The sequence below is a fragment of the Thermodesulfobacteriota bacterium genome, from assembly GCA_040754335.1.
Classification (GTDB): Bacteria; Desulfobacterota_D; UBA1144; order Nemesobacterales; family UBA2774; genus 2-12-FULL-53-21.
In genome coordinates this window covers 227669-252645 of record JBFMCV010000005.1, presented here as the reverse complement: position 1 = coordinate 252645, position 24977 = coordinate 227669, and the positions used below count along the sequence as shown (strand labels likewise).

24 protein-coding genes and 1 tRNA gene are annotated in these 24977 nt (G+C 44.7%); 12 read left to right on the top strand and 13 right to left on the bottom strand.

Annotated elements, in window-relative coordinates; genetic code table 11:
* Positions 1 to 374: 374 nt before the first annotated feature.
* From thiL to AB1598_12090, 3 genes are read left to right on the top strand one after another with little or no spacing between them, the layout of a single operon-like run.
* Positions 375 to 1358, top strand: coding sequence for a thiamine-phosphate kinase (gene thiL, locus AB1598_12100; GenBank protein ID MEW6145750.1), 984 nt, complete (start codon positions 375 to 377; stop codon positions 1356 to 1358).
* Positions 1359 to 2702 carry a hemolysin family protein gene (locus AB1598_12095; GenBank protein MEW6145749.1) on the top strand — a complete coding sequence of 448 codons (1344 nt, stop codon included), beginning with the start codon at positions 1359 to 1361 and terminating at the stop codon, positions 2700 to 2702.
* Positions 2692 to 3924, top strand: coding sequence for a hemolysin family protein (locus AB1598_12090; GenBank protein MEW6145748.1), 1233 nt, complete (start codon positions 2692 to 2694; stop codon positions 3922 to 3924). The genes AB1598_12095 and AB1598_12090 overlap by 11 nt, the downstream gene beginning before the upstream one ends.
* Before the next feature lie 17 nt (positions 3925 to 3941).
* On the opposite strand, the gene ybeY is transcribed toward AB1598_12090, so the two are convergent.
* A complete protein-coding gene (gene ybeY, locus AB1598_12085; GenBank protein ID MEW6145747.1) occupies positions 3942 to 4373 on the bottom strand; it encodes an rRNA maturation RNase YbeY in 432 nt (143 codons plus the stop codon).
* Positions 4374 to 4485: 112 nt separating this feature from the next.
* On the opposite strand from ybeY, the gene hisB reads away from it, so the two are divergent.
* Complete coding sequence (gene hisB / locus AB1598_12080; protein ID MEW6145746.1) at positions 4486 to 5076, top strand: imidazoleglycerol-phosphate dehydratase HisB; 591 nt, start codon at positions 4486 to 4488, stop codon at positions 5074 to 5076.
* Between the two features lie 3 nt (positions 5077 to 5079).
* Entirely contained in the window at positions 5080 to 5718 is a 639-nt protein-coding gene (hisH, locus tag AB1598_12075; GenBank protein MEW6145745.1) for an imidazole glycerol phosphate synthase subunit HisH, read from the top strand.
* Here hisH and AB1598_12070 read toward each other — a convergent pair.
* The 4 genes from AB1598_12070 to AB1598_12055 all read right to left on the bottom strand — a co-directional run bounded on the left by AB1598_12070 (position 5715) and on the right by AB1598_12055 (position 9353).
* Entirely contained in the window at positions 5715 to 7853 is a 2139-nt protein-coding gene (locus AB1598_12070; GenBank protein MEW6145744.1) for a transglycosylase SLT domain-containing protein, read from the bottom strand. The genes hisH and AB1598_12070 overlap by 4 nt on opposite strands.
* Before the next feature lie 2 nt (positions 7854 to 7855).
* Positions 7856 to 8707, bottom strand: coding sequence for an ABC transporter permease (locus AB1598_12065; protein ID MEW6145743.1), 852 nt, complete (start codon positions 8705 to 8707; stop codon positions 7856 to 7858).
* A gap of 61 nt (positions 8708 to 8768) precedes the next feature.
* Entirely contained in the window at positions 8769 to 9161 is a 393-nt protein-coding gene (gene queF, locus AB1598_12060) for a preQ(1) synthase (GenBank protein MEW6145742.1), read from the bottom strand.
* A 12-nt stretch (positions 9162 to 9173) separates the two neighbouring features.
* On the bottom strand, positions 9174 to 9353 hold the full coding sequence (locus AB1598_12055; GenBank protein MEW6145741.1) for a hypothetical protein: 180 nt from the start codon (positions 9351 to 9353) through the stop codon (positions 9174 to 9176).
* A 108-nt stretch (positions 9354 to 9461) separates the two neighbouring features.
* On the opposite strand from AB1598_12055, the gene AB1598_12050 reads away from it, so the two are divergent.
* Together AB1598_12050 and AB1598_12045 are read left to right on the top strand one after the other, a co-directional pair.
* Positions 9462 to 9535, top strand: a tRNA-Gln gene (locus AB1598_12050).
* 701 nt (positions 9536 to 10236) lie between these two features.
* Entirely contained in the window at positions 10237 to 10809 is a 573-nt protein-coding gene (locus AB1598_12045; protein MEW6145740.1) for a hypothetical protein, read from the top strand.
* A gap of 1050 nt (positions 10810 to 11859) precedes the next feature.
* Here AB1598_12045 and AB1598_12040 read toward each other — a convergent pair.
* Entirely contained in the window at positions 11860 to 12588 is a 729-nt protein-coding gene (locus AB1598_12040; protein ID MEW6145739.1) for a hypothetical protein, read from the bottom strand.
* Between the two features lie 3 nt (positions 12589 to 12591).
* Entirely contained in the window at positions 12592 to 13242 is a 651-nt protein-coding gene (locus tag AB1598_12035; protein ID MEW6145738.1) for a hypothetical protein, read from the bottom strand.
* 169 nt (positions 13243 to 13411) lie between these two features.
* Between AB1598_12035 and AB1598_12030 the strand changes: the two genes are divergently transcribed.
* Genes AB1598_12030 through AB1598_12020 form a run of 3 tightly spaced genes read left to right on the top strand, consistent with a single transcriptional unit; the run spans position 13412 to position 14474 of the window.
* Positions 13412 to 13561 (top strand): YgjP-like metallopeptidase domain-containing protein, encoded by a 150-nt coding sequence (locus AB1598_12030; GenBank protein MEW6145737.1) that lies wholly within the window; start codon positions 13412 to 13414, stop codon positions 13559 to 13561.
* Between the two features lie 3 nt (positions 13562 to 13564).
* Positions 13565 to 13978 carry a hypothetical protein gene (locus tag AB1598_12025; GenBank protein MEW6145736.1) on the top strand — a complete coding sequence of 138 codons (414 nt, stop codon included), beginning with the start codon at positions 13565 to 13567 and terminating at the stop codon, positions 13976 to 13978.
* 37 nt (positions 13979 to 14015) lie between these two features.
* Entirely contained in the window at positions 14016 to 14474 is a 459-nt protein-coding gene (locus AB1598_12020; protein ID MEW6145735.1) for a hypothetical protein, read from the top strand.
* An 89-nt stretch (positions 14475 to 14563) separates the two neighbouring features.
* On the opposite strand, the gene AB1598_12015 is transcribed toward AB1598_12020, so the two are convergent.
* The 5 genes from AB1598_12015 to AB1598_11995 form a co-directional block, all read right to left on the bottom strand.
* Positions 14564 to 15268, bottom strand: a complete 705-nt coding sequence (locus tag AB1598_12015) for a hypothetical protein (protein ID MEW6145734.1) — start codon at positions 15266 to 15268, stop codon at positions 14564 to 14566.
* 418 nt (positions 15269 to 15686) lie between these two features.
* Positions 15687 to 16340 carry a tyrosine-type recombinase/integrase gene (locus AB1598_12010; GenBank protein ID MEW6145733.1) on the bottom strand — a complete coding sequence of 218 codons (654 nt, stop codon included), beginning with the start codon at positions 16338 to 16340 and terminating at the stop codon, positions 15687 to 15689.
* A gap of 260 nt (positions 16341 to 16600) precedes the next feature.
* Positions 16601 to 19432 (bottom strand): N-6 DNA methylase, encoded by a 2832-nt coding sequence (locus AB1598_12005; protein MEW6145732.1) that lies wholly within the window; start codon positions 19430 to 19432, stop codon positions 16601 to 16603.
* Positions 19433 to 19978: 546 nt separating this feature from the next.
* A complete protein-coding gene (locus AB1598_12000) occupies positions 19979 to 20452 on the bottom strand; it encodes a hypothetical protein (protein ID MEW6145731.1) in 474 nt (157 codons plus the stop codon).
* 282 nt (positions 20453 to 20734) lie between these two features.
* Positions 20735 to 20914, bottom strand: a complete 180-nt coding sequence (locus tag AB1598_11995) for a transposase (protein ID MEW6145730.1) — start codon at positions 20912 to 20914, stop codon at positions 20735 to 20737.
* A 191-nt stretch (positions 20915 to 21105) separates the two neighbouring features.
* Between AB1598_11995 and AB1598_11990 the strand changes: the two genes are divergently transcribed.
* The gene (locus AB1598_11990; GenBank protein ID MEW6145729.1) at positions 21106 to 22815 is read left to right on the top strand and encodes a recombinase family protein; all 1710 of its coding nucleotides are present in this window, start codon (positions 21106 to 21108) and stop codon (positions 22813 to 22815) included.
* Positions 22793 to 23602: an ATP-binding protein gene (locus AB1598_11985; protein ID MEW6145728.1), complete on the top strand. Its 810-nt coding sequence runs from the start codon at positions 22793 to 22795 to the stop codon at positions 23600 to 23602. The genes AB1598_11990 and AB1598_11985 overlap by 23 nt, the downstream gene beginning before the upstream one ends.
* A 113-nt stretch (positions 23603 to 23715) precedes the next feature.
* Here AB1598_11985 and AB1598_11980 read toward each other — a convergent pair whose 3' ends face one another.
* Positions 23716 to 24837 (bottom strand): inorganic phosphate transporter, encoded by a 1122-nt coding sequence (locus AB1598_11980; protein MEW6145727.1) that lies wholly within the window; start codon positions 24835 to 24837, stop codon positions 23716 to 23718.
* Positions 24838 to 24977: the final 140 nt, after the last annotated feature.

Here is a 24977-nt window from a genome sequence, read left to right as displayed (position 1 = left end):
TCCGCGTGCGCGGCGGCGATCCATCATAAGATGGTTTCTGACAATTATATGTGAAATTAAGAAAAATTATACGGCATTGTGTTCTCCTGCGGGGTTCCGAATTCTGAATCGCTGCGATATGAAGATTTCCCGTGGCGCGGTCTCCTGTGTATACGCATGTCTGCAAACCCGAATTTTATTGACATATAATGCTAAATATCCTAAAATTAAAGTAAAATATAAAAACGTGGATTGGATTAACGATTCGTTATGACGGAACCCGACCCTGATTTGTGCAGCTCTGACTTATTCTTTGAAAGAACCCCCGCCCCAAGACCGGATTTTTTTACAGGTAATATTCAGCTAAATAAGCAAGTTTCCGGGATTTAATCCGCATGATAAACGAACTTAGCGCTCTTCGTCTCATCGAAGAGCAGTTTCCGAGCGCATCGAACTGCGTCGAGGCGGGGATTGGCGACGACGCAGCCGCATTGAAGGTGAGTCCGGGGAAGCTGCTCCTCGCGACTACGGACTGCCAGGTCGAGGACGTCCATTTCCTGAAAGCCGGTATTTCCCCCGATGAGCTTGCGAGAAAATCGGTCGCGGTTTCGGTGAGCGATATCGGAGCCATGGGCGGGGTGCCGAAGTTCATCCTCGCGTCGCTCGGATTCTCGAAGAACGAGGGCGAGGGATTCCTGAGGGAGCTGATAAAGGGGTTCAAGACCGCCGAGCAAGAGTTCGGAGTGAAGCTCGTTGGGGGGAACCTGAGCTCGTCGGAAAAGCTCTTTCTGGACGTAACGACGCTCGGCGAGGTGGAGCCTGAATACATTGTCAGAAGGAGCGGCGCTTTACCCGGGGATGCGATATACGTGAGCGGGACGCTCGGGGATTCCGCGCTCGGGTTGAAGCTTCTCATGGACGGAAGGAATTCCGATGTATACTCCTATTTAACCGGGAGACACAAACACCCGACGCCGAGACTTGCTCTCGGCAGGAGGCTTGCCTTAAGCGGAGCGGTTACTTCGATGATCGACGTTAGCGACGGACTCCTGCTCGACCTCGAGCGCATAACCGTCGAGCAGGGCGCGGGGGCGAGGCTTCATCTGAGCCGGATTCCGGTCTCCCGCGAGTACTCGGAGCGTATTTCTGATTATACAAGCGATTTTTATGACACTGCATTGAGCGGGGGGGAAGATTACGAGCTGCTCTTCACGTCGCATGCCGCACGGAGGCAGGAAGTACAGGAAATCTCAGGCGCTCTCGATATACAAATAACGGAGATTGGCGAGGTGACGGCGGAACCCGTGCTCACCGTGCTCGGTCCGGATGGTAATGAAATCAGTATAAAAAGGAAGGGATTCATTCACTTCGGTAATTAAATGGACGACGTACCGTTAAGTTATAATTTTTTGTTAATTATTCTGCTGCTTCTGCTCTCGGGCTTTTTCAGCACATCCGAGGGGGCGCTTTTTTCTCTGGGCAGGCATCAGCGTGAAAGGCTCCGAAAAGAGGGACGTAAGAGCTCAAAGCTCATAGAGAAGCTGCTCCACGAGCCGTATAAGCTCATAATAACGATCCTCTTCGCCGACGAAGTCGTAAACGTCGCTTATACGAGCGTCATCGGTCTTACGGTTAATGAATTCCTGCAGGGTTACTCTGAAAATTTCATTACTATTTTATCTATAGCGATCGCCTCACCGAGCCTCCTTCTTCTGGGCGAGATAGGACCAAAGACACTCGGCGTAAAGTATCCGAGGATCATCGCCGGTATCATTTCATACCCGCTTCATCTGTTCCACCTTCTGATTACACCCGTGAGATGGGTACTCGTGATACTGTCTATAGGGTTCACCAGGGTATTGGGCGGAAAGATCGAGTACGAGCACAGTAAGGAATTTACGCCCGAGGAGGTCAAGGTCCTGGTGGGACTCGGCAGCGAGGAAGGCGTGATCACGGACATAGAGAAAAAGCTCGTCGGCAGCCTCTTCAAGCTCGAGGAGGTCCCCGCGTATAAAATAATGACCCCGAGCATCGACTGCTTCCTCCTGCCCGCAAACCTCTCGCGGAAGGATGCCGTGTACGAAATCAAGAAGAGGGGATTTTCGAGGACTCCCGTTTATGAAGGGGATAAGGACAACATCATAGGCGTGCTTTATGCCAAAGACCTGCTCTCTTACGATCTCGCGGACGACACGATACTCAAAAACATCCTGAAGCCGCCTTATTTTATTCCGAGAACGAAAATGGCGTTCGATTTGCTGAAAGAACTCCAGCACGAGCGTAAGCACATAGCTATAGTCGTCGACGAGTACGGCCGGTTCGACGGCCTTGTGACCATGGAAGACATACTCGAAGAACTCTTCGGCGAGATCGAGGACGAGAGGAGGGTGGTCAAACAGCCGCAGGTCAGGTGGGACGGCGAATCCCTGATAATACCGGGCAGCATGAAGATAGAGGAATTTAACGATACGTTCCTCTTTACGGTCCTCAGGTTCGGCGGACTCGAAAACCTGGGCGATGAGCTCGAGCAGTCCATACTGCCCGCGCAGGAGGACCACGAGACCGTAGCCGGGTTTATATTCGATATGTTCGGGAAGTTCCCCGACGAAGGGGACAGCGTTTCGCACGGGAGCCTGGTTTTTCTCGTCAATAAGGTATCGGGCAAGAGGATTACCGAGATTAAGGTTCAGAGGATGAGGGAGGAGGTGGCCGTTGTCGCTTGAGCTGCTGATCGTGATAATCGCGCTCTCGCTCCTGATACAGGGCTTTTTCGCGGGCTCCGAGATAGCGCTCATTTCGTGCGACAAGGTCAGGATGAAGGTGCTCGCCGACAGGGGCTCGAAGAGCGCGAAGCTCGTAATGAGCGCGTTCTCCGAGATCGAGCGGTTTATCAGCACGACTCTCGTGGGGATTAACCTGTCCCTGATAACGAGCACCATAATAATGACTTTTTATATCCATCACAGGTTCGGGAGCGGAAAGGAATACTACACCGTTCTTATCCTGTCGCCCCTTATCGTCATATTCGGTCAGGTGGTGCCGAAGGCGGTGTTCCAGAAAAAAAGGGATACGATAATCCTCTGGTCCATATATCCGCTGTGGCTAGCGTCCAAGATTTTTTATCCCATCCTGATAGTCGTGAACATTTTCACGAAGAAGATACTGACGCTGATAGGCAGCACGGAGAACACATTCATAACGAGGGAAGAGCTTATAGGCGTCATAGAGGGCGACACGTCGATTCCTAAGGTGGACTACAAGGAAAGGATCATAAAGAGGATTTTCAGGTTCTCCGAGACTACGGTAGACGAGATAATGATCCCGCTCATACACGTGAGCGCGCTCAGCGACGAGGCGAAGGTCGGCGACGCCGTGCGCATGATCAAGGAAACCGGCTACTCGAGGATCCCCCTTTACAGCCATAGAGTGGACAATATCACGGGCATGCTCCACTCTTTTTATCTAATCGGGGCCGACCCGAACGACAGGGTGAAAAACTTCTCGCGGCCGCCTTTCTATGTGCCCGAATCCAAGCTCGTCGACGAGCTGCTCGACGAAATGAAAGAGGGCAGAGCGGGAATGGCGGTTGTAGTGGACGAGTACGGGGGCGCGGTCGGGGTGATAACGCTCGAGGATATTATAGAAGAAATCGTCGGCGAGATAGAGGACGAGTACGATAAGGGGATCAAGCTCTGGAGGAAGATGGGCGAGGGCGAGTATCTCGTGAACCCGAAAATCGAGATAGACGTGATAAACGACGACCTCGGCCTGGGCATCCCGGAGAGCATAGATTATGAAACCCTGGGCGGCTTCCTCTTATCTGAATCGGGCTCGATACCGAAAACCGGTGATAAGATCAAGCTCAAGAACTGCGTGTTTACTATCACCAGGGCGACTACCAGGTCCATCGACGAAGTGAAGCTGGTTATAACGAAGAAAAAATAGCCCGGTAGAATCCGTTTTCAGAAGTCCTTTACAGACGACAGGAGTAGGGATTCCATTTCCCGCATTATTTCTTTTTCCCTTTTCTTTTTATGGTCGTATCCGAGGAGATGGAGCACGCCGTGGACGATGAGCTTCTTGAGCTCGTCGTGGAGTGTGCCGCCGTATTTGATGCTGTGTCTTTCCGCCGTGTCGAGAGAGATAACGATATCGCCGAGGATTGTATAGTCCGGGCCGCCCTCCTGCGGGAAAGAAAGAACGTCCGTCGTGCGGTCAATATTCCTCCAGTCCCGGTTGAGCTCCCTCATTCTCCCGTCGTTTATAAACGAAAGGGAAAGCTCGGTCCCTGAGGGCAGTCCCATATCCTCGAGCACCGCGCCCGCGATCTTCCTGAGCCGGGTCTTGTACGCGCCTCCGAGCCCGCCCGTTTCGTCCGAGATCGAGATCTTCATTCCCGGTATTTTACTCGCGCATAAGGGCGTGCGGAAGATTGGTACAGCGGTAAAGAGCCCGCAGCGCTCATTTGGACAGTCCTTTAATTTCTGATATGATTCATAACCATCTATGAAACAAAGAAAAGCGAAAACCGAAAGGGTTACGTCGGAGGTCAAGGTCAAGGTCGATATCAACCTCGACGGCAGGGGCGATTTTGAAATAGACACCGGGATACCGTTCTTTAACCACATGCTCTCCCAGTTAGCCAAGCACGGTTATTTCGACCTTAAAATAAGCGCCGAGGGCGACCTCGACGTGGACTTCCACCACACGGTCGAGGACGTGGGGCTCGCCCTCGGGGAGGCGTTCCTCAAGGCGCTCGGCGACAAGAAGTCGATTAGAAGATTCGGGGAGGCTTTCGTGCCGTTCGACGAGACGCTCGCTTTCGCCTCCGTCGACCTCAGCGGTAGGCCCTATCTCGTCTACAAGGTCAAGGTGCCTAAAAGCAAGGTGGGCGAATTCGACCTCGAGCTCGGGGAAGAGTTCTTCAAGTCCTTCTCGAACACTCTCATGTGCAACCTCCACATAGAGCTCAAGTACGGCGACAACCTCCACCACATGATCGAGGCTATCTTCAAGGCGGTCGGCCGGGCGCTCGACAACGCTACGAGGATCGACCCTAGGTCGTCCGGCATTCCTTCCACCAAAGGGAAACTCTGATCCATGATCGCGATAGTCGATTACGGAATGGGCAATCTGAGGAGCGTTAGCAAGGCGCTCGAGAGCCAGGGTTTTACCGTCAGCGTTACGAAGGACCCCCGCGACATCGAGAAAGCGAGCGGTCTCGTGCTTCCGGGTCAGGGAGCATTCGGTGATTGCGTCAGGAATCTCGAAGAGAACGGCATTACGGAAACAATAAAGGAATTCATCGGGTCGGGGAAGCCTTATCTGGGCATCTGTCTCGGTCTCCAGGTGCTTTTCGAGGAGAGCGAGGAGTCGCCGGGCGTCTCCGGGCTCGGATTGTTGAAGGGCAGGGTCGTCAGGTTCCCCTCCTTTAAAGAAGAGCGGCTGAAAGTCCCGCACATGGGCTGGAACCGGATCGACATAAGAAAGAGATCCGCATTGCTGGAAGGGGTTCCCGACGGGAGCTGGTTCTATTTCGTCCACTCGTATTACCCCGTGCCCGAAGACGAGAGCGCGATAGCCATAACGTGTAAATACGGGCTTGAATTCACAGCGGCAGTAGCGGTGGACAACATCTTCGCCTGCCAGTTCCATCCGGAGAAAAGCAGCTCCCACGGGTTGAGGCTTCTCAGGAATTTCGGCCTTCTCTGCGGGGAGAAGGCAAAAGCCGCAAACTAATTAACCGGGCTGTTCGTCACCGTGCTCTGAGCGGGAGAGGAATTCTCAGCCGGGGCCGTATTCACCGGCGCAGCCACGGCTGAATTCCCGTATATCGCCTTGTATGCCCCGTAGCTCCTCAATATTCTCCTTATGTAGTTTCTCGTCTCCCTGAACGGAATCTCTTCTATGAACTCGTCCTTCTCGAGCCCGTAGAAATCGACTTTCCAGTCGGCCGCCCTGCCGGGGCCTGCGTTATAGCTCGCGAGCGCGAGCTCCACGTCACCGTCGAACTGATCGAGGACCTGACTCAGGTAAAAAATGCCCATCTCGATGTTTATTCTCGGGATAGTCAGCATCTCGGTAGTGAAGCCGCTCAGCCCGATCTGGCTCGCTACCGTCCTCGCTGTGGGGGGGATGAGCTGCATGAGGCCTACTGCGTCTGCGGGGGAGACGACGTCTTTCTGGAACCTGCTCTCTTCCCTAATGACGGAGTAGACGAGCAGCTCGTCGACGCCGTATTTTTTCGCATATGAAGCAACTATGTCCCTGTAGCCTCGCGGAAAAGAAAGGCTGTTGGCCTGGGGGAGCCCGATGTCCTGGGCCACTTTTATGGAGTTATAGTAATCCTCCACTTTCGAATAAAGGAGACTGACCGCGACGAATTCCTCCTTGGTGTTCGCCAGCGCCTCCATCTTTTCGATCTCGAGCCTCGCGTCCTCGGGCAGTCCGAGCCTGATAAGCATCTCGGCCTTTTCCTTCTTCGCGGCGGCCGAGGGGTTGAGCGTCGTCGCTTCGGGGCTCACGTTCGGATAAGCGGGCGTGTACCCCGTTTTCTTTTGAGCCATATAAGAGTGGTATGTCGGGGTGGTCATCCCGGCTAGCTCCATGTACTCGGCTCTCGCCTCGTCCCTCCTTCCCTGCTTTTCGAGCGTCCTTGCCTTCCAGTACCTCGAGTTTGCCGCGTTGAAGGCGGAGGACGAGTTGGTGAACGCCGAAAATGTTGCAAGCGCTTCCGCATACATTCCCCGTTTGTAATATATCCAGCCCAGGTTCCACGCGCCGTCCTCTGAGAAGCTGTTTTTAGGGTAAGTCCTTATGAGTAGGTCGTAGGTCTTTATCGCCCTGTCGAAATCGTCGTTTATCTGATAGAGCCTCCCCGCGTTGTAAAGCCCTTCGGGCGCGAGCTCGCTCGAGGAGAATCGGGTATGGATACTGGTGTAGAGCGATGCGGCTTCCCCGTCGAGACCCTGTTTCGATTTGAGCTTTCCCCTCCAGAAAAGGGACTCGGGGGAATCGATCCCGCTCAGCACGTTTTCGGCTTCGTTGAGCCTGCCCGCGTTGACCATGGCTATGCCCTTTCTGGTTCTTGCGTCAGTGCTCAGGGACGTGACCATATCATAGTTCTGTGCAGCGGAAGACCACCTCGAGAGCTCATAAAGCTTGTCTGCCCTCTGGAGGTAATCGGATTCGGTCGGTACGAACGGGACGCCCGTGGCAGCACCGACCTCCTTTGCTGCTTTCTGCGCGCTGTAAGAGGATTTTGTCTCGGGGAATTCGACCCACACCTGTTTATAAGTATTCACTGCCTCGGAGTATTTCCCCTCTTTCTCGAGGGCTTGACCGAGGCTTTCGAGAGAGGACGCCTTGAGCTCCCTGTCGCTTTCCTCGGCGTAGAGGGACCTGAATATGCGCTCGGCGTTGGCGTAGTCGCCTGACTCCGTGTATATGCCGCCGAGCCTAGCGAGGGTCTTTTTCCTGACGCCGCTGTCGGGGTAACCGGTTATGACCTTGTTGAATTGCGCGGCCGCGTTTGCGAGGTCGCCCAGGTTCTCATACCCCGCCCCCTGATAATAGATAACGTAGTCTGCTATTACGGGGAGCTCGGTTTCCAAACCGGTAAGCCGTGTCACGCCTTCCTGGAACTGTCCGAGCTGTATGAAGCAGTAACCCTTTTTGAACCTGTCCTCGGCATCCGTCTTTGCGGGCAGGTAGATTTCGGACTGGCAGTTTATCTGGGCGCGCGCGGACGAATGAAAAGTGAAGATGGCGGATATTGCAACCGCGGAGTAAAGCGCGGCATACGAAAGCGCATACAAAAGAATGTGCGGCTTCATGCCGCTTCCCGGCCGGTCTTTCTTCAGAGTCTTCAGCATACTCACCTCCCTCTTTTTTGCGGATCGAGGTAATCCCTCATGCCCTCGCCGAATAGATTAAATGAAAATGCCGTAATAAAAATAGCTAGGCTCGGGAATACTATGAGGTGGGGGAATGTCCTCATACCCTGCCATCCCGTGCTCGCGAGCGTCCCCCAGCTCGACTCGGGCGGAGCGATGCCGAGTCCTAAAAAGCTCAAGGTTGATTCCGCGAGTATTGCGTAGGGCACCGCGAATGTGAGCGTTATTATGAGCGGACTCAGTATGTTCGGAATGATGTGGTAGCCGAGTATCCTCGAAGGGGAGGCGCCGAGGCTCTTCGCCGACTGGACGAATTCGACCCCTTTTAACTGGAGGACGCTCCCCCTCACGATCCTCGCCACGCGCATCCACGCCGTGAGGCCGAGCGCGAGCACGATCCCGAGGACGCCCCTGCCGATGACGAGCGTAATGAGGACTATGAGAAGGAGGTCGGGGAGTGAATAGAATATGTCGACGAGCCTCATCATCGCCTCGTCCGTCTTCCCGCCCATGTAACCTGAGACAGCGCCGTAAAACGTCCCTATTATCAGCGCGATGAGCGCCGTGCCGAGTGCGACGGTTATGGACACCCTCGAGCCGTATATTATCCTGCTGAGGAGGTCTCTGCCCTCCTGGTCCGTGCCCATCAGGTGTTTGCCCCCGGGCTTCGCGAGCGCGTTCCTGAAGTCGGTCTCGTCGTATGCGTACGGCGCGACGTACGGCGCTGCGAGGGCCACGCCGATTATCACGGCTATAATCAACGCGGTTATCGTGATCTGGATCTTCACAAGCATCGGTCGCCTGCCTATATACGCCGGGACGGGAGTATTCAACTGACCGTCATCCGGCCATCCGCGAAATCACGGATGACGCACAAGGTTTGCTGCGCCTGTATTAATTCGTCTGCTGCTTGAATCCCGCTTTACCGCTCTCGCTCTTGTGATAGGATGCCTTTACGACTGTCTTGATTCCGCCGCGCACGTTGAAGTCTCCGGTGACCTCGGCTCTAAGCGGTTTGCACGCTTCTACTATGTCGTCGAGGATTTTATTGGTCACGTGCTCGTGGAAGGTGCCGACGTCACGGTAAGAAAAGATATAGAGCTTGAGCGATTTGAGCTCTATGCAGAGCCGGTCGGGTACGTATTTGATGTTGATCGTGGCAAAGTCCGGCTGACCGGTCTTGGGACACACGCATGTGAATTCGGGACAGGTGATGTCGATCTCGTATTCCCTGCCGGGGTATTGATTTTCGAACGTCTCGAGCTTTTGTGAAGGGGTCATTTGCATCTTGATTTATGTTTAAGAGTGTACCTCGATTTCAATCTCGTATTCGCCCCTGGATTTTTTGACCCTGTTTTCCTTATACCCCTGTTTTACAAAAATCATGCCGTGTTTGGACGCTTCTTTTAAAGCCTTTTCCACGTTTTTTTTGAGCTCTTCCTTGTTTTTCGCCTTTACGGTAAGAGTTTTAGCGGGCATGCAATATCTCCTTTCGCTTGTTTTTCTACAGTTCTATTTTATCAAATGGGCGAATGCTATCAAGATACTTGACGGAAAAGGCATAATTATAAATACTTTAAGGTCTACTGGGGCATAGTATAATGGTAGTACTATGGACTCTGGATCCATCAGTCTAGGTTCGAATCCTAGTGCCCCAGCCAATATTAATTCCCTCAAATAGTCCCTACTATTTTAATCTAATCTATCTTCTTCTCTTCTCACAAAATAAACCACTAAGAAAGTGACTGTAAGAGATTTTTCTTTTCACCCATCTCTAAGTGTAGGAGTATTCAGAATGCATTTATTTGAAGTAAACGTCAAAACCCGGGTCAACGCGAATCCAAAACAAATTTTTATTATTTTATAAATACTAGGAAATCCAAACGTCTACCCATGAGTACAATAAAAGTATAGGGGCAAAACAAATAGGCCAAAAAAGCCGCCGGAGATGTATTTATGGAACAAAAATATATGACGATTTCCGAAGCTGCGGAGTACTCTGGATTGAGTAAATGGACATAATATCGACACTCAGCTAGAAGAGAATTACCTATGTTGAAATACGGTTCAAAAGTTTTAATCCCAATACAGGATTTTGAAAATTGGTTAAAGACATTCAGATGCGATTTGAATATAAGCAGAGGGAAAGGTGAGTAAAAATATCCCGAACAGTATTAATTTGAATCAGTCGGTATTCGGTCGCTTACGTGAATCACAAGCGGGGCACATATTGCAATTTCACGCCTAGATAGATACTAAGGGCCTAAAAAATTTTATCGCGTTTTCCTAGTGGAGTAGTGAGCATGGGATTTAAATTTAAAAAACTTACTGAATTTGCAGATAAAGAGGGGGAGGAATGAGAGTGAAAAGCAGAAATAAGTGGAATGGTAATAGCTTAGGTAATAATATGCCTAAGAATAAGCAAAAACAAAGCGAGTATGAGCCTCTCAGAACAGGCTGGATAAAGCTCGATTTGCAAGAGGCCTGGCGAGAATTTATCTCTCGTTATGACTACGACCTGTTTGTCACTTTAACATTTCGAGACGAGATAAAGCCCTGGATTGCTAAGAAGCGATTCGAGAAGTGGCTTGAGTCTCTTAACCTTGAACTCTTCGGCGAGGAGTATAAACAGGAAGGGCTTGGCATTCGGTATGCGCTCTCTATAGAGTATCAGAAAAGGGGAATCCTTCACTTTCACGCCCTGCTAGGTGCTAAAGGGCTAAAAGAGATTAACAGGGAGTACATGGCTAAGCTCTGGAAGACTAACGGACAACGAAAAGATAAGGCTGGACCTTTGCTTGACCGGATTGTTAATGGGCATGCAGTGATAAAGCCTTACGACCCAGCCGGGGGTGCAATTCGTTACATGACGAAGCACATCCGCAAAGGGGTTGAACCTGATATTTTCATCCCTCGAATAGAACGAGAGGGGTAAATTTGCATTCGAGACCACTGAATTAGTGGGTTAGTCGATTGCTACTTACATTCAGACCGAAACAAGTTGAGGATTTTCCTCTCTTGAATAGTATAGGTATATCATAATAATGAAATATTTGAGTTGATTTTTCTTGTAAACTACAAGTTGAGCTTAGTAGCATTTATCTATGGTCTTTTATGGGGTATACAACATCGGAGGCAGGCGGATGATGACCTCAAATGAATTGACAACGGCAGGTGTTGATGCCCCTTTTGATAGATGCGTTATCATAATGGGGAATAAGACGATTTCTTATTCTGAGGATGCTTACAGACTGAATAGTTAATTTTTCTGTTTGTATCTTTGAAAGAATTTACGAATATCTTACATCCAATATCAGTATTAGGTTGATGATAATTTTCTCGTGTATCAATCCGTTTTTTAGCATACGCCATCTGTGTCAATTCCTCAGAAAGCGGTTCACCTTCCAAGTTAGATACTCCAGATAATTCTCCAATGATTTAGAAGAATCTGTGCACTAATCAATCTGTATCTATTGCTATGGAGTACTTTTGTTAATCTTGTAAATGAGAATAATGTTTGCTCATTTCGTTTTCCTAGTGAAGAATAAATACTATTCGGCGGATTCTATTCGATTTCCTGACTGTTTTTCCACTAAATACCTTTTAGAGTCAATTTAACAAGATGATGCAAATAAGCCATGGACTAGGCAGTGTTAGTACACTCTGATGAAGCGACCTTTCCCGCTCGTTCCCGGTTCCTTTAAAACACGGACAGGATAAATTAGGGGGGGCTGTATAACCGCTAACATCTTGTCACCATCCACATCTTTATTTCATTCAAATTCACTGCTACTTAAATCCCCAAATTAGCCGCTTAAAACGGTTTTTAAGTTTAAACACGCACAAACCCCCTACTTTTGTAAAAAGTCGCCGTATAAGCCTGCTTACGCTAATATTTGCCACCGAAATTAGCACATTCCAAAGTCTTACGAGAGCTTATAAATGGGGAGTAGCAGAGAACTATTCATAAAGGGTGTCTAACACCTCACGAACCTCTTATCCGTACATCGTATTCCTCAATTAAAGTATCACCTTGGTAAACCTTAATAGCAGTCATTGGAACATTCGAACCCTTAATCAACTCTTCAATACGAGCTTGATAAGATGCACCTGGTGGAAAAACGTCAGTTTCAGTTTCTTTCCCTTGGGATACAATGACTATCCTTATGGAGTCCTCGTGAGGAAATTCTTTAGCGTTCATATGTGTAAGATGTATACTAGGTGAAAATAATTTTGCTCCACTTTCAATCAAACCATAATCAGCGTCATCGTAAGCCCAATCCGGTGGCTCCTTGCTTACGTGATTGTGTATGTTGATTATAGCTTTTCTTATTACGGAAATCGCATTCTCGGCCACCGATAATTCGGGGAATAAATCAGCGTCTGTTATACCCCTATGGGTATACCTTTTACGCTCCTCATATAGATTAGCCACTCTCTGCCATATACCCTCTCCCCATTTAATAACTGGATACCCACCATCTGCGAGAGCTTCATTGAGATTATCCTTAAATCTATTCCCTAATCCAGATGCACCTGTTACATCCTCGCATACTACTTCAAACACTGTCCAAGCTGTGTTCACAGCCCATCTGACATATGCCCCTCTGTCCCATTCATTGTCAGACTGCCTAGCTAGTGCTCTTGCATGGAGAGCGTCGGTCCACAGATGATATTGGTTGGATGTTATAAGTTTGGTAATTCTATTTGTCATAGTTTAATACTTCAATTCTGGCAATTGATGTTCCCATGGTGGCTCAGCACTCTTTGTTTTAGAGACCTGACTCTTAATACGCTTATATGTTTGCCCATTCCACTTATATACATCTCGACCCCATTTCGTAGGACATGCGTTGCATTCCCCATCATATATTTGATATATTGCCGTAAAATCAGGCTCCATAAAATCAACCGTTATGTACTTTTCGTTCAAAGCTAAAACCTGTGTTACATTCTTCCCATCAAACCGGAATATTGTTACCAAACCAGTATAACAAGCTGCGGCACAACGAGTCGACTTAACCATAAAATCCACATTATTAGGTTCTCCCCTTTTCCAAATACGTTCTATTTCCTTGTAACCGGCTCCAAGGGAAGGGCACTCATTGTTATGAAAGTAGTTCTGCTTTACCTCAGTCGAGCTGGGGTAAGACCATAGCTCTTCTTGGGATTCAGAATTCCTTATAACCACAGCAGTAAATGTCCCCGGTCTACAACCAAGCTGTCTTCCGATGTCAATTTCCTGTAGTTCGTAAGTTACCCCATTGATATTGAAGAATTCCAGTGAGCTTGCGAAGTGAACGAAAAGGAAAAATGTAAAGATGGTTACCAAAATTATAGTTCGGGTTATGATAGATACATTTCTCATGATGGTTATCCTTGGCTAAGAAGATACACGCATTTTAAAACATAAGGGATTAAATAACAAGCATTCTCTTATAGCATGCTGAATCCTTTATAAAGAGATTTTTGTGAGTTATGACAGTCTCTTGTGATTCAGAGGTTTTGGAGTTAGATTAGTTAAGGTCACCACATTTATGGAGAAAATGTATGCCACCACACACTTATTGGAAGAACCTAAGAAGAAAAGGGATGTGGTGATAGTTCATGAGCTCCTGCACCTCCGGTATCCGCACCACGGGAAGATGTTCTTGTTTCTATCAAAATCTTATCTTACATGGGGGTAACCAATGTCAATACTTATAAGTATTTTATTAATGATTACAATGCTCTTCATATTAAATCTAATTAATACTGGAGGTCCATTTTTTAATGTTATGGTTGGTGTTATATTACCTGGAATTTTTTGGGGAGTATTACGATATGGGATTATAGTTCAACAGATTACAGGTACTTATGAAGTTATTATTTTTACATATGGGGTCAGTTTTATAGTTTATTGCTTAATAGTGTTTGGTGGTCAAAATGAACACACAACAAAGAAAGGAAAAATTGATAAAAGGTACAAGGATAATCCATACTTGTATATTTTTTCATCGGATTATAGGAATAGGGCATCTGCTTCATTAGTATCATCCTTTATAGCTTTCATCATACTGTTGGCTATTGCGTATTTTTTCCCTTCGATTCTGGGAAATTATTAAGTACGAATGAGCCAATATATGTACAATGAGGTGAAGTATGGCTAGGACACCACAATGGATTAAAAAGTTAGGAGGGCACGCTGGTGAGTTGTATGTATCCGCCGAGTTGTCGAAACGGGGTATTCCCAATGCACTATTGCCTGAGAACTTTTCGGATGATGACATAATCATTGGCAAAAAAGACGGGACATTGCTAGGGTTTATTCAAGTAAAATCCTGTCATCCAGATAGGAGTTCAACTTTTATCCTTAGCGCAAGTGCGGAATCTTGGATGCAACTACCAAACAGTAATCTGTACGTTGTTTTTGTGTGGCTGGGTTCACCTAAGACTAATGAAAGCCCTCGATATTGGATTGCTTTAAAACAAGAGGTAGGCAAAGCTTGTATCAAACATCATGCTCATGGAACTACTAACTGGGAGAGGAGATTCTTTCCGACAGACTTAGATTCGAGGTGGGAAAATAACTGGAAGATATTCTCGGAATTTTTGCCGTGAAATACATATTAAGGACTTATCCGTAAACCCACTATGATGTCTTCTATAGACGATGGAGAGGTTACTTGCAACCTGTAATAAATAATATCTTATGTCGTAAGAGTAATAATATTGATTCTTTTTATTCCTCTTTGCATCAATACTGGAATCATTAATTGCAATCTACCTTCTAGGATTTTGATGTCTATTCGCTCAATTATAAAATCTTCTACCACTGCCTGTATTTCTGGAGGGAGAGAATTTGGGTCAAGCCAACCTAAACTTGAATTTACCATAATTTCCCAAATGTAGGTCTCGACCTGATTTAATAACTTGTATCCCCCTAATATCCATTTCTTATCATTCCAAGTAGATTCTGGTAGTAATTGGCGATGGCAATATTTGCTCAAGCTGCACCAAAATTTATTCACTTTTTCAACGTCGATTATGGCAACTTTTTTTTTCGGATAGCCCAATTTAGTGCCTAGAAGTTTCTGATATAATAAGTTAAATTCCATCCAACGCATTAATCTTTTTTTACCGACTTTTCTCCCACCTAGAAATTTATAAATGGATTTAAGAACTTGACCGAAATCATAGTTCAATTCTTCATCAGAGAGTTTTCGGTCGCTCATAAGATAGAATAATTCAAGAAGAGAGCGTTCCATAGCTAAGCGAAATTCAAAGGCGGAGTAACTTAACGGTGCATGTAGTAATCTAGATTCTCCATAAAGTCTCCAATACCTTCCTAAATGTGCATGGTATGCAGAAGTTACGTGTCTTTTCTCTGTCAGTATTGCATTTAGTTTATCCACTCGTATAAGCCGTCCGCAAAGACCAAGCAGCCTCCTTTCGGGGTTGTTATGGAGATAGTGTAAACCTATGGATGGTGTACTTCAATGCGCCCTGATGGAGAATGATGACATTAATTCAATGCAACCAATGATACTCAGGGTGTGGGTGTAACCTGGTCAATGTGGTACAGGTCTTATTTGAATATCAAATGCATCACGTTTTAAGATACTCTCATAATCTACCGCCTTAGTCTCTATTCCTTTAAGCTCAGCCCTCTTAAACATGTATGTAGGGATAGCACTTTGAATAAACGACTTGGCGAAACAAACTACTAAATCCGGATTATGATAGGTCAGCACGAGGTCGTTCCTACTGAAATAACTAATGCTGTCTAGGACACTGACGGCTGGTTGTATGATGGTATCTGCACCGAGCATTTCACAGCGTTCCCTGATATTTTTGATTATTGTTTCTAATCTTATTAGCTAGGTTACCATTTTCAGATGGTAATACATCTGCATATAAAGCAGTCATGCTTATTTTACTATGTCCAAGTTGTTTCTGAACATATCTAAGATTGTTTGTAGCGTGTAATAAAAAAGTTGCGTATGTATGCCGTGCACTGTGTATTGAATAATGCAAAGGCAGGTTTGAATCTTCGATGGCTCTTTTAAAAGATTTCATCAGGGTTATTACTGCACAATGTTTTCCATCTCTACCAGTAAATAGAGGACAATCGACGTCAACTTTTTCCATCATTGTCTTATTCTTCCAATTGATAAAAAACTTAATATGTGTGACAAGTTCTTTATCCAAATAAACATCTCTTTTTTTTCCCCTTTTCCCTTTCCTAACAATTAGATAGGGGTCTTTGGCTTTTATATTGATATCACCGATTGTTAAATTAGCAATCTCAGCTACCCGTAAACCAGTAAATAATGCTATATCAACCAACATGTAACGTTTTACCCATGTTTCACGACCATGCAGTAAATCCAGTTCAGCCTTGTCTCGACATGTTTTTATCAGCCTTGCTCTTTGTTCTAGGTCTAAAATCTTTTCTCTGTCTATGATATAAGTGGTAGAATTCATTTTATGCTCCGCAAATTGTATAGTCTATGGCTAATATTATATAGAATATTACTCTATAGACAAGGATATTTTATAGATTATTTATATTCTCTATAAGATATTTTGGGTTTTGGGTAATCTGACGCCGCAGGAGTATGTGAAAATGCATTCCAAAAAGCCAGGAATCTCAAATTTACCCAGTACAGCTTTTGGGTGAGGCTCATTTTGACAGACAGTCCTACTTATCACATGTCTGCTTTTAGGGGAACTTACAAATTGAGTCAATCTTTTTTAAGTCCCCTTGTTATAATCATTTCATTTACAAAGATTTCATAAAGCTTAATTAGTTCCTTTCTCTTTACTGATATACCCAATGCTTCTAATACAGCTAAATCAAAATCAATTCTAACATCCGAAGGGGACACTGATTTGTTTAACACAGAAATCAGGTGTTTTTCTCCCCTATCCATTTCTCTTTCCCACCACTCTTCATATCTGGCAAAAAAGTTTTTATCAAATTGCTCAGCAAGACAAGGAAAGTCAACATTGCTAAATCTGTTAAATATTTTAGCAAGGGACGTGATATGTAATTTAGAATTCGGATATAGATACATCTCATCAAAATCTGAACCCCTTATATCTACTTGCCGTCCAGTGCTCTCTTCCTTTAAAAGAAAAAACTGAGCAAAAAATAATATTGAATTTAAAAGGACACAAATTGCCTTGGCGGTATTAATATCGTTTTCTAATATAACTTTAAATTGGTCTCCGGGATGGAAATAAACCGGTGAAAAAAAAGAGACAAGATGTATATTGGGAGAAAATGGATTAATTCTACGAGCAATGGCAATATTTGTTTTGATTTTAGAAAGGGCATCTTGTATTACAGTCCAATTAACTTTTCCATTAAATCCACATGCTTTCTTAACTCTCAAAAATTCCTTATAAGAAGAACAGGCAATGTAATCTAGAGAGCTTGTGATATCCATATTGTTTAAAGAAACCGTAGTGCGCAGACCGGGAACAAACGCATCCTTTTCAAGACTGTAATGTATTCCACTATGTGTTCGAGCAGAAATATTATTTTTGTCCTCTTTATCAAAAAACAAAAATGCTTTTTCAACTCTGGCATCACTTAATCTTCTTGTTGCTAAAATGGCTTTAGAAATACCTTCTGCAAATCTATATCCCTCTTTAGAATAACTATTAGGGAATTTCCTCAAATTACTGAGAATCTCAGGAAAAAATTGAGTTATAGAATCTTTACCCACGAAATCAGAAATACCTATAAACCACATCAAATTGTCCATTCTAGAACGTATATCAGCAACAGTCTCAGAGTTTATATCGAGCTCATTAGAACGAAGATGCTCTTGGGTTTTTATTTGCGTTATAATGGATTTTATGTCTTTGTCTAAAAATTTCGTTATATCCCTCTTAATAAGACAAAATTTTACTTTATGGCCATCCAATGGTTTTTTCTTCTGTGCAATAAAAATAATATCTCTATATTCTGCTCCTTCAGAAAAGGCATAATTATTTACGAGCTTCAAGATATAAAGGGGGGTATACTCCGAGAACAAAAATTCACGAACCTTAGCACTTTCTCTCCCTCGTAGTACATTGATAGGAATAACTGCACCTAATATACCTCCTGGGCGCAGAAAATTATCCGCAAGAAAAATGAAATGCCCCCAAAGACCTACTTCTCCACCGCATTCATCCTTAAATCTATTCATTAAGATATATTTCCCTATACCTCTTTCCACTTTAGTAAAAGGTGGGTTCATAAGAACAGCATCCATTTCGTTAAGTTTAAACTCATGTTCGCCTCCTTTGGCTTTTTTGCCCTTTACCAAACTTGGGAAAAGTTCTCCTATTCTTACTCCTGCGGTATATTTGTCACCCACAAATAGTTTCAAACTATCAGCTTCAGTAATCCGTGTTTCATTTATTGTTGTCGCCACATCTAGGGATGCAAGATTAGTTACAGTAAGATGGACAGCAAAAGGCATAATATCAGCACCGTGTATATCTTCTTCACAGAACTTTTTGTGTAGAAGATGCTCATCAAAAGCTAATTGCTTTTTTCTTTTATATGCGGATACCAATATTGTTCCAGAACCACATGCAGGGTCAAAAATCCTGGCGTTATAATCATTGATGGATAGGCCCGCAAGAATATCCGCAGCATAGGGTCTGGTATAGAATGCTGCAAGCATTTTCCTTATCTCAGGTGGAAGAAGCTCATGGAAAATCCGTCCCGGAAGCTCGTACTTAATATTCTCAATCCTTAAACCGTGTATAAGGTCGTAAGTATCTTTAATAAAGGCATCTGGAATTGCTTCAAGAACATCTATAGAAAATATAGGCTCATAATTTATTTCTAAAATTTCATTAAATGCGTCTCTAAGTTTTATACGTGTAGCGGGCGGAATAAATTGCGGTTTACCCAAAGCACTTTGAAAAAGCCTTAAGAAAAGAATTTGACTTGTAAAAACATATGCTGCCAGAAATCTTACTACTTGATTCTCATCCGCTTTTATATGTCCTAGAGATTTAAATAGAGATTTATCCGCTACTACCTGCATAACTTGACTTTCTTGAAGTTTGAGGCTATGCATGATGTCTTGGAGGTGTGTTTGTAAAATTGGGACTACAAAATCTAACGAGAAATATTTTTGTTGCTTCTGATTCTTAAGAACTTGAATTTCAGTAGAAAGTTCAAAAAGGAACTCAGGAAATTTACTGATATATTCACTTTGTATTAAGTCAGAAAGAACAATTATTTTACATTCGCTGTTTCTAACAGCTCTTTCGACCGCTTCTTCAGATGGATGAGTTTTTCTTATTGAATCTGGAAAAAAAAGTAGAGTGCAATTATTAATTCTGGATTCTCTTCTGTGCCTTTCCGCTTGTATTAAATTGTTTGTTAAAATCTTATTGTTCTGTCCAATTTTAACTGGAAGTAGCCATTTCTCACCCAAGAATTCAAAAACAATGTCTGGCTCTCCATTATATCTTAACTCACTGATGCCACTTGCATTATTTTCATTAAGAATTTGCATCAAAGGATGATAAAGTGTTCTTTCAGTGATTTTCCCGCCTAACATCACACTCCTCTCCTCCCTGCTAATGTTGGCTCTCATTATCGCACTTAGAATAATCTATTGTCAATACTGTGTTTTTGAAAATTGGCTTGGTTAAAAGTATGGGTTATATTTCATTCCGTTAACAAACTAACCTTACCACTCTTAAAAGGTCTAGATTATAAGTTTGATTATACTGCTCCCCATTAAGAGGCTATTGGAAATAAGCTATTAAAATATCTGTAGTAAACAATGGGGGAGAGTAGACATGAAACGAAGGAGATGGGATTGGACTTCCCCCGGTTTGCTAGACAGATTTAGAGGTAAAATTGGAAGCAAGAGAGGAGGAGTCTATCTCGAACCGGAAGTACATATAGGAGTTCAAGACTGAGACAATTAAGCAGGCGATGGAGGGTCACTATAGATTTATGCATGCGCGGATTAGGCTTATTAAATACATTTCTTTATATCTTTAAAGCCTCACCCTTGTGAATTACACCATTTAAATTATTCGGTCTGTATTTCTTATACAAGCTCATCCCACCATTCTTAATATGCAGGGGCAGAAAACTACTCAAGTCCATAAATTTCAATATAAATGTTATCATCCTCAGTATATTGCAATGTATATATAATAGGAGTATTTAAATCATTGTCTTTTAGGAAAAATATATTTCCACCACATTCAATTTTCTGAATATCATCAAAGCGTTGATTTACTCTAATATATTTTAGAGTTATAGTCACTTTTGCCGTTAATTCATCTATAAATCTAACAACTTTCGCTGCAAATTCCCTTTCTGTTTCATCCTCGGATGTATTCTTAAGTACTACGTATTCCTCATAGGTATATAAAAAAAATCTAGATACTGCGTCTCCCGCCGCAATAACAGCTCTAGGCACTAATTGGTCTTTCATGCGACTTGTTACCATAGCAACTACTTCCTTTTTAATATTTTCATCATCGCAGGATGGAACACTAGAACTTCCCCATCCACCCAGGAATCCACACAATATCACTGTGAATATAGCTAGTTTTTTCATTGTTTATTATCTCCTTCAAAATAAGCATTCTGTGCTCAAAAATCTTAATAATTTCTGCACTTTGCCTTTTTTATAATGAACTACTAAACATAATTATTCAAGATGCTTCAATTCACATTTTCCATCACGTGTGGAACACAGTTTTTATCATAATCACTATAAGACTCTGGAAACACAAAAGAAACTACCTCAAATAAACACATCATATATGCTCGCTCAATTGAAAACAAGTTTTGATTTTGATGCTAACTAAAGGATTAATGCAAGACAGCATTTAATAATTTAGTATTCCACATGGGAGCAAGTCCTCACTTGCCTTTTCCCGTCTTGTTCATTTCGCCAGCGGTAATAAGTGTTCTCCGTTACTCCTATCTCCCTGGATATCTCCGATACGCTCTTCCCTGAGAAGAGTGAACATCTGCCTGGATTAAATGCCCTATTATCTGCTCCGGGTTGTAACATTTCCTCGCGATGTTTCCGACCTCCTGTATATAAAGGGATTATCATGCATCTAAAATTCAGCCAAATACCTGCGAACGCAAACTTCACTGCATGAGTATAATAAGTTTAATAGGGTTGATTGCCGAGAGGCCACGGTGATTGATAAATCATAAATTGTATAATTATGCATATACCATTTAAGAGGGCGGTAGATGAACAAAAATCATAAGAAAGCAGTTGGATACATAAGGGTTTCTACGACTATGCAGGTCAAAGAAGGTGAAAGTCTCTCAACACAAAGGCAACAGATAGAAGACTTTGCTAAAGATAAAGGTTGGGAATTAGTCTGCATATATGCCGATGAGGGAATTTCTGGAGCTAAGATTGAATACAGACCTGATTTTAAGAGATTAATTAGCGACGCTAACCAAGGAAAGTTCGAAGTTGTTATCTTCACAAAGCTATCAAGATTTGCACGCAATGCTAGAGAATATATGAACTTGTCTCATGAAATGGAAAAGAACGGTATAACTTTAGTAAGCTTAAAAGAAAACATAGACCCAACAACTACTACAGGCAGAATGATAGCTGGATTTTTAGCCCTATTAGCAGAATGGGAGCGTGATACTATTAAGGAGCAAATGCATGAAAACAAGATGGCTAGGTGGAAAGAGCAACGCACATTTATTGGCAAGCCACCATTCGGCTACTACTGGAATAAAGAAAAGAAACAGCTTGAAATCAATGAAGATGAAGCCAAGGTTTATAACTTGCTAGTTGATATGTATTTGAATCAGAAAATGTCTTTTCAAGACATGTGTATAAGGCTGAAGAAAAATGGAATTAAATGTAAACGTGCAAATTGGAGTAGCACAACAATTAGTTACATACTAAAAAATCCTGCTTACTATGGCAATTATATTGTTAATCAGTACGTATATGAAGATGGAGGAAGGGGGGCTGGTTCAAAAAGAAGTAAAAAGAAAAAACCTAATTCTGAATATATCGCTTATCAGATACCACCTTTAATCCCTAAAAATCAATGGAATAAGATACAAGAACAGACAGAATTTAATAAACGCAAATCTAAACGTTCTGATAAAACAGATGATTTAATATTGCGTGACGTTCTTATATGTGGACGATGTGGAGGACGAATAAAGCCAAGAGTAGGAAATATTAGAAGAGATGGCACTGCACCACGCTATTATGGTTGTTATTGGGCGGGGACAAGTAAAAAGAACTTGATAGCCTCGGGACGCAAAAAGAAATGCAGTCTGCCTTATATTTATACTAAGAATATTGAAAACGCTGTTTGGAGCGATATTTTAATGAAGTTTTCGTTAAATCCGAGCAAAATCTTAGAGCACCTGCTTAATTCTAAAAAACACGAGGATAAAATCAATCAATTAAAGGAAACAATAGCCAGGTTAGAATCGGAGTTTAATAAAAAGGAGAGAGCAAGAAATAATCTCTTTAAATTAACCGAAGAAGATGAAATAAACATCGGTGAGTTAAATGATAGACTAAGAATAAACAAAGACGAGATATTAGCTCTCAAAGGTAGTTTAGATGACACCAAACTCGAATATCAAGAGTTAGTTTCTTTAAATGAAGGCGAGAAGGATATTTTGAATTTTTTACACAATAACAGAAATCTCAAAAGCAAAATAAGAAAGGCTATTTTTAATTTAAACTTAAAAGACCGAAAACTGCTAGTTGAATCTATGTTAATGGATAAAGTCATTGTGGATTATCAGGAGGATAATGAGCTGGACGGACCGGGAGGTCCTACTTGTGACTATAAATTAAAATGGAACCCAGATATTTTGCAAAGGTTTATTGAGGAAGGAAAGATTACCAAATTAGATAAGAATAGTACCTACGATCCTCCCCGACATGAGCTTCGAGGAGGCGCTTGAGACGACCAAGATTTATTCGGTCTCCGGTCTCCTCCCCGACCATTCATCGTTATACGCGACGAGGCCGTTCCGCGCCCCTCATCACACGATAAGCGACGCGGGTCTGATAGGTGGCGGCGCGATACCGAAGCCCGGAGAAGTCAGCCTCGCTCACAACGGAGTCCTCTTTCTCGATGAGCTTCCAGAGTTCCGTAAAAATGTATTGGAAGTCATGCGCCAGCCTTTGGAAGACGGCACGGTTACTATATCGAGGGCCTCTACCTCGATCACATACCCCGCTAACTTCATGCTCGTCGCTGCTATGAACCCCTGCCCCTGCGGCTATCACGGGGATCTCCAGAAAGAGTGCACGTGCACCCCTATCCAGATTCAGAAATACAGGGCCAAGGTCTCAGGGCCGCTCCTCGACAGGATAGACATACACGTTGAGGTCCCCACCGTCAGGTACAAGGAGCTGGCGGACGAAGCGGGAGGAGAAGGCTCGTCTCTTATCAAAGACCGCGTCAACCGCGCGCGTGAGATACAGAAGGCGAGGTTCAAGAGGTCGAAGATACACTCGAACTCGCAGATGTCCCCGTCGATGGTGAGGAGGGTGTCGAAACCCGACGAGAAGGGTATTAAGCTCCTCGAAATGGCGATTGACAAGTTCGGACTAAGCGCGAGAGCCTATGACAGGATTCTCAAGGTATCGAGAACGATAGCCGACCTCGAAGGCTCGGAAAACGTCCTTGCCCATCACATCTCGGAAGCGATACAGTACCGCTCGCTGGATAGAAACGTACTGTAGACATATTGCAAACAAAACTCCTGCTGACTTTTTTGCGGGCAATTGAGACTGTCCCGCAAACATAGATGCCTCCTGATGTAATGCCTGAGCAGAATATATTGCACCACAAAATATTATAATAAAGCACCTGCCATATAAATGAGAGCGGCAAACAGCCCCGCGGCCGGCACGGTCACGAGCCACGCGAACAGCATCGTCCTGACCGTATTTATGTTAAGCCCCTTTTGCCGGCTAAGACCTACACCCATGATCGAGGACGCCGAAACGTGCGTGGTTGAAACGGGAAGACCGAAACGGCTTGCCCCGACCACGAGAAAGGCGGCCACCAGATTAGCGGAAAATCCTTCCTCATGGTTCATCTTCGTAACATTAAAGCCAAGCACCTCGGTAATGTTTTTTCCGGCGAACCAGCTTCCTGCGCCCATAGCCAACGCCCCCCAGATAAACAGCCACGCAGGGGCCGCAAGATCGCCGAGCATAAGGAATGGCACGACGACGGCGACCAGCTTCGGCGCATCGTTCAGCCCTCGTGAAAAGGACAGCATTCCGCTGGTAAGCCAGTGCATATTGTCGACGGACAACGTCACGCCGTGGGTCAGGCCAGCCTGCGGGCTGTCGCAGTCGCAGACGAGGCAATCGTCTATAGGAGCCTCCGCCTGACGAGTTATAGCGCCGCGTGAGGCTACAAGCGAGAGCTTTGGCACAGGGGTCAAACATAATCTTACGCGATTGGTAAGACGGGCGGATTTCTCAAGCGCCGGCGCTAAAAACCACGCTAGAGCAATCGCTATAAAAGGGCTTGCCAGAAGCGGCAGCGCTATTTTTGAAAAGGTGTGGGGCCAGTCGATGCCTCCCGTTCCATAAGCCATTAACCCCGCTCCGACGAACCCGCCGACTATGGCGTGAGTCGTGGATACGGGCCAGCCTCGCCATGTTGCCAGCGCGACCCAGAGAATGGGCGCAACAGATACCGAGAGTGCCAGCGGCATGTAAAAATCATGAGACTCGACATAGACGCTGCCGTTGATATTTTTTATGAGCGAGCCGCCCCAAAGCAGCCCCGCGAGCGCGCCCGCCACCGTCCAGAGCGTTCCCCATGCGATAGCGCCTCGGACGGAAGCGAGCCCCGCTCCGGCGAGTGTGGCTACGGCCTTCGAAACATCGTTCCCCCCATTGACAAACGACAGGAAGAACAGCAGCCCGGCCGCAAGAAAAACAGGTAATAAGTCAATCATAATCTCTCCAAAACTGGAGAGTCCCGCCTGATTCGCGACAGAATAACACTTAATCTAATGACTGACGGATTTATATACATGAACGGTGGCGGCGCATATTCCAGGACACTTATTTCACTCATGTCGAAATCGTTCGTGAT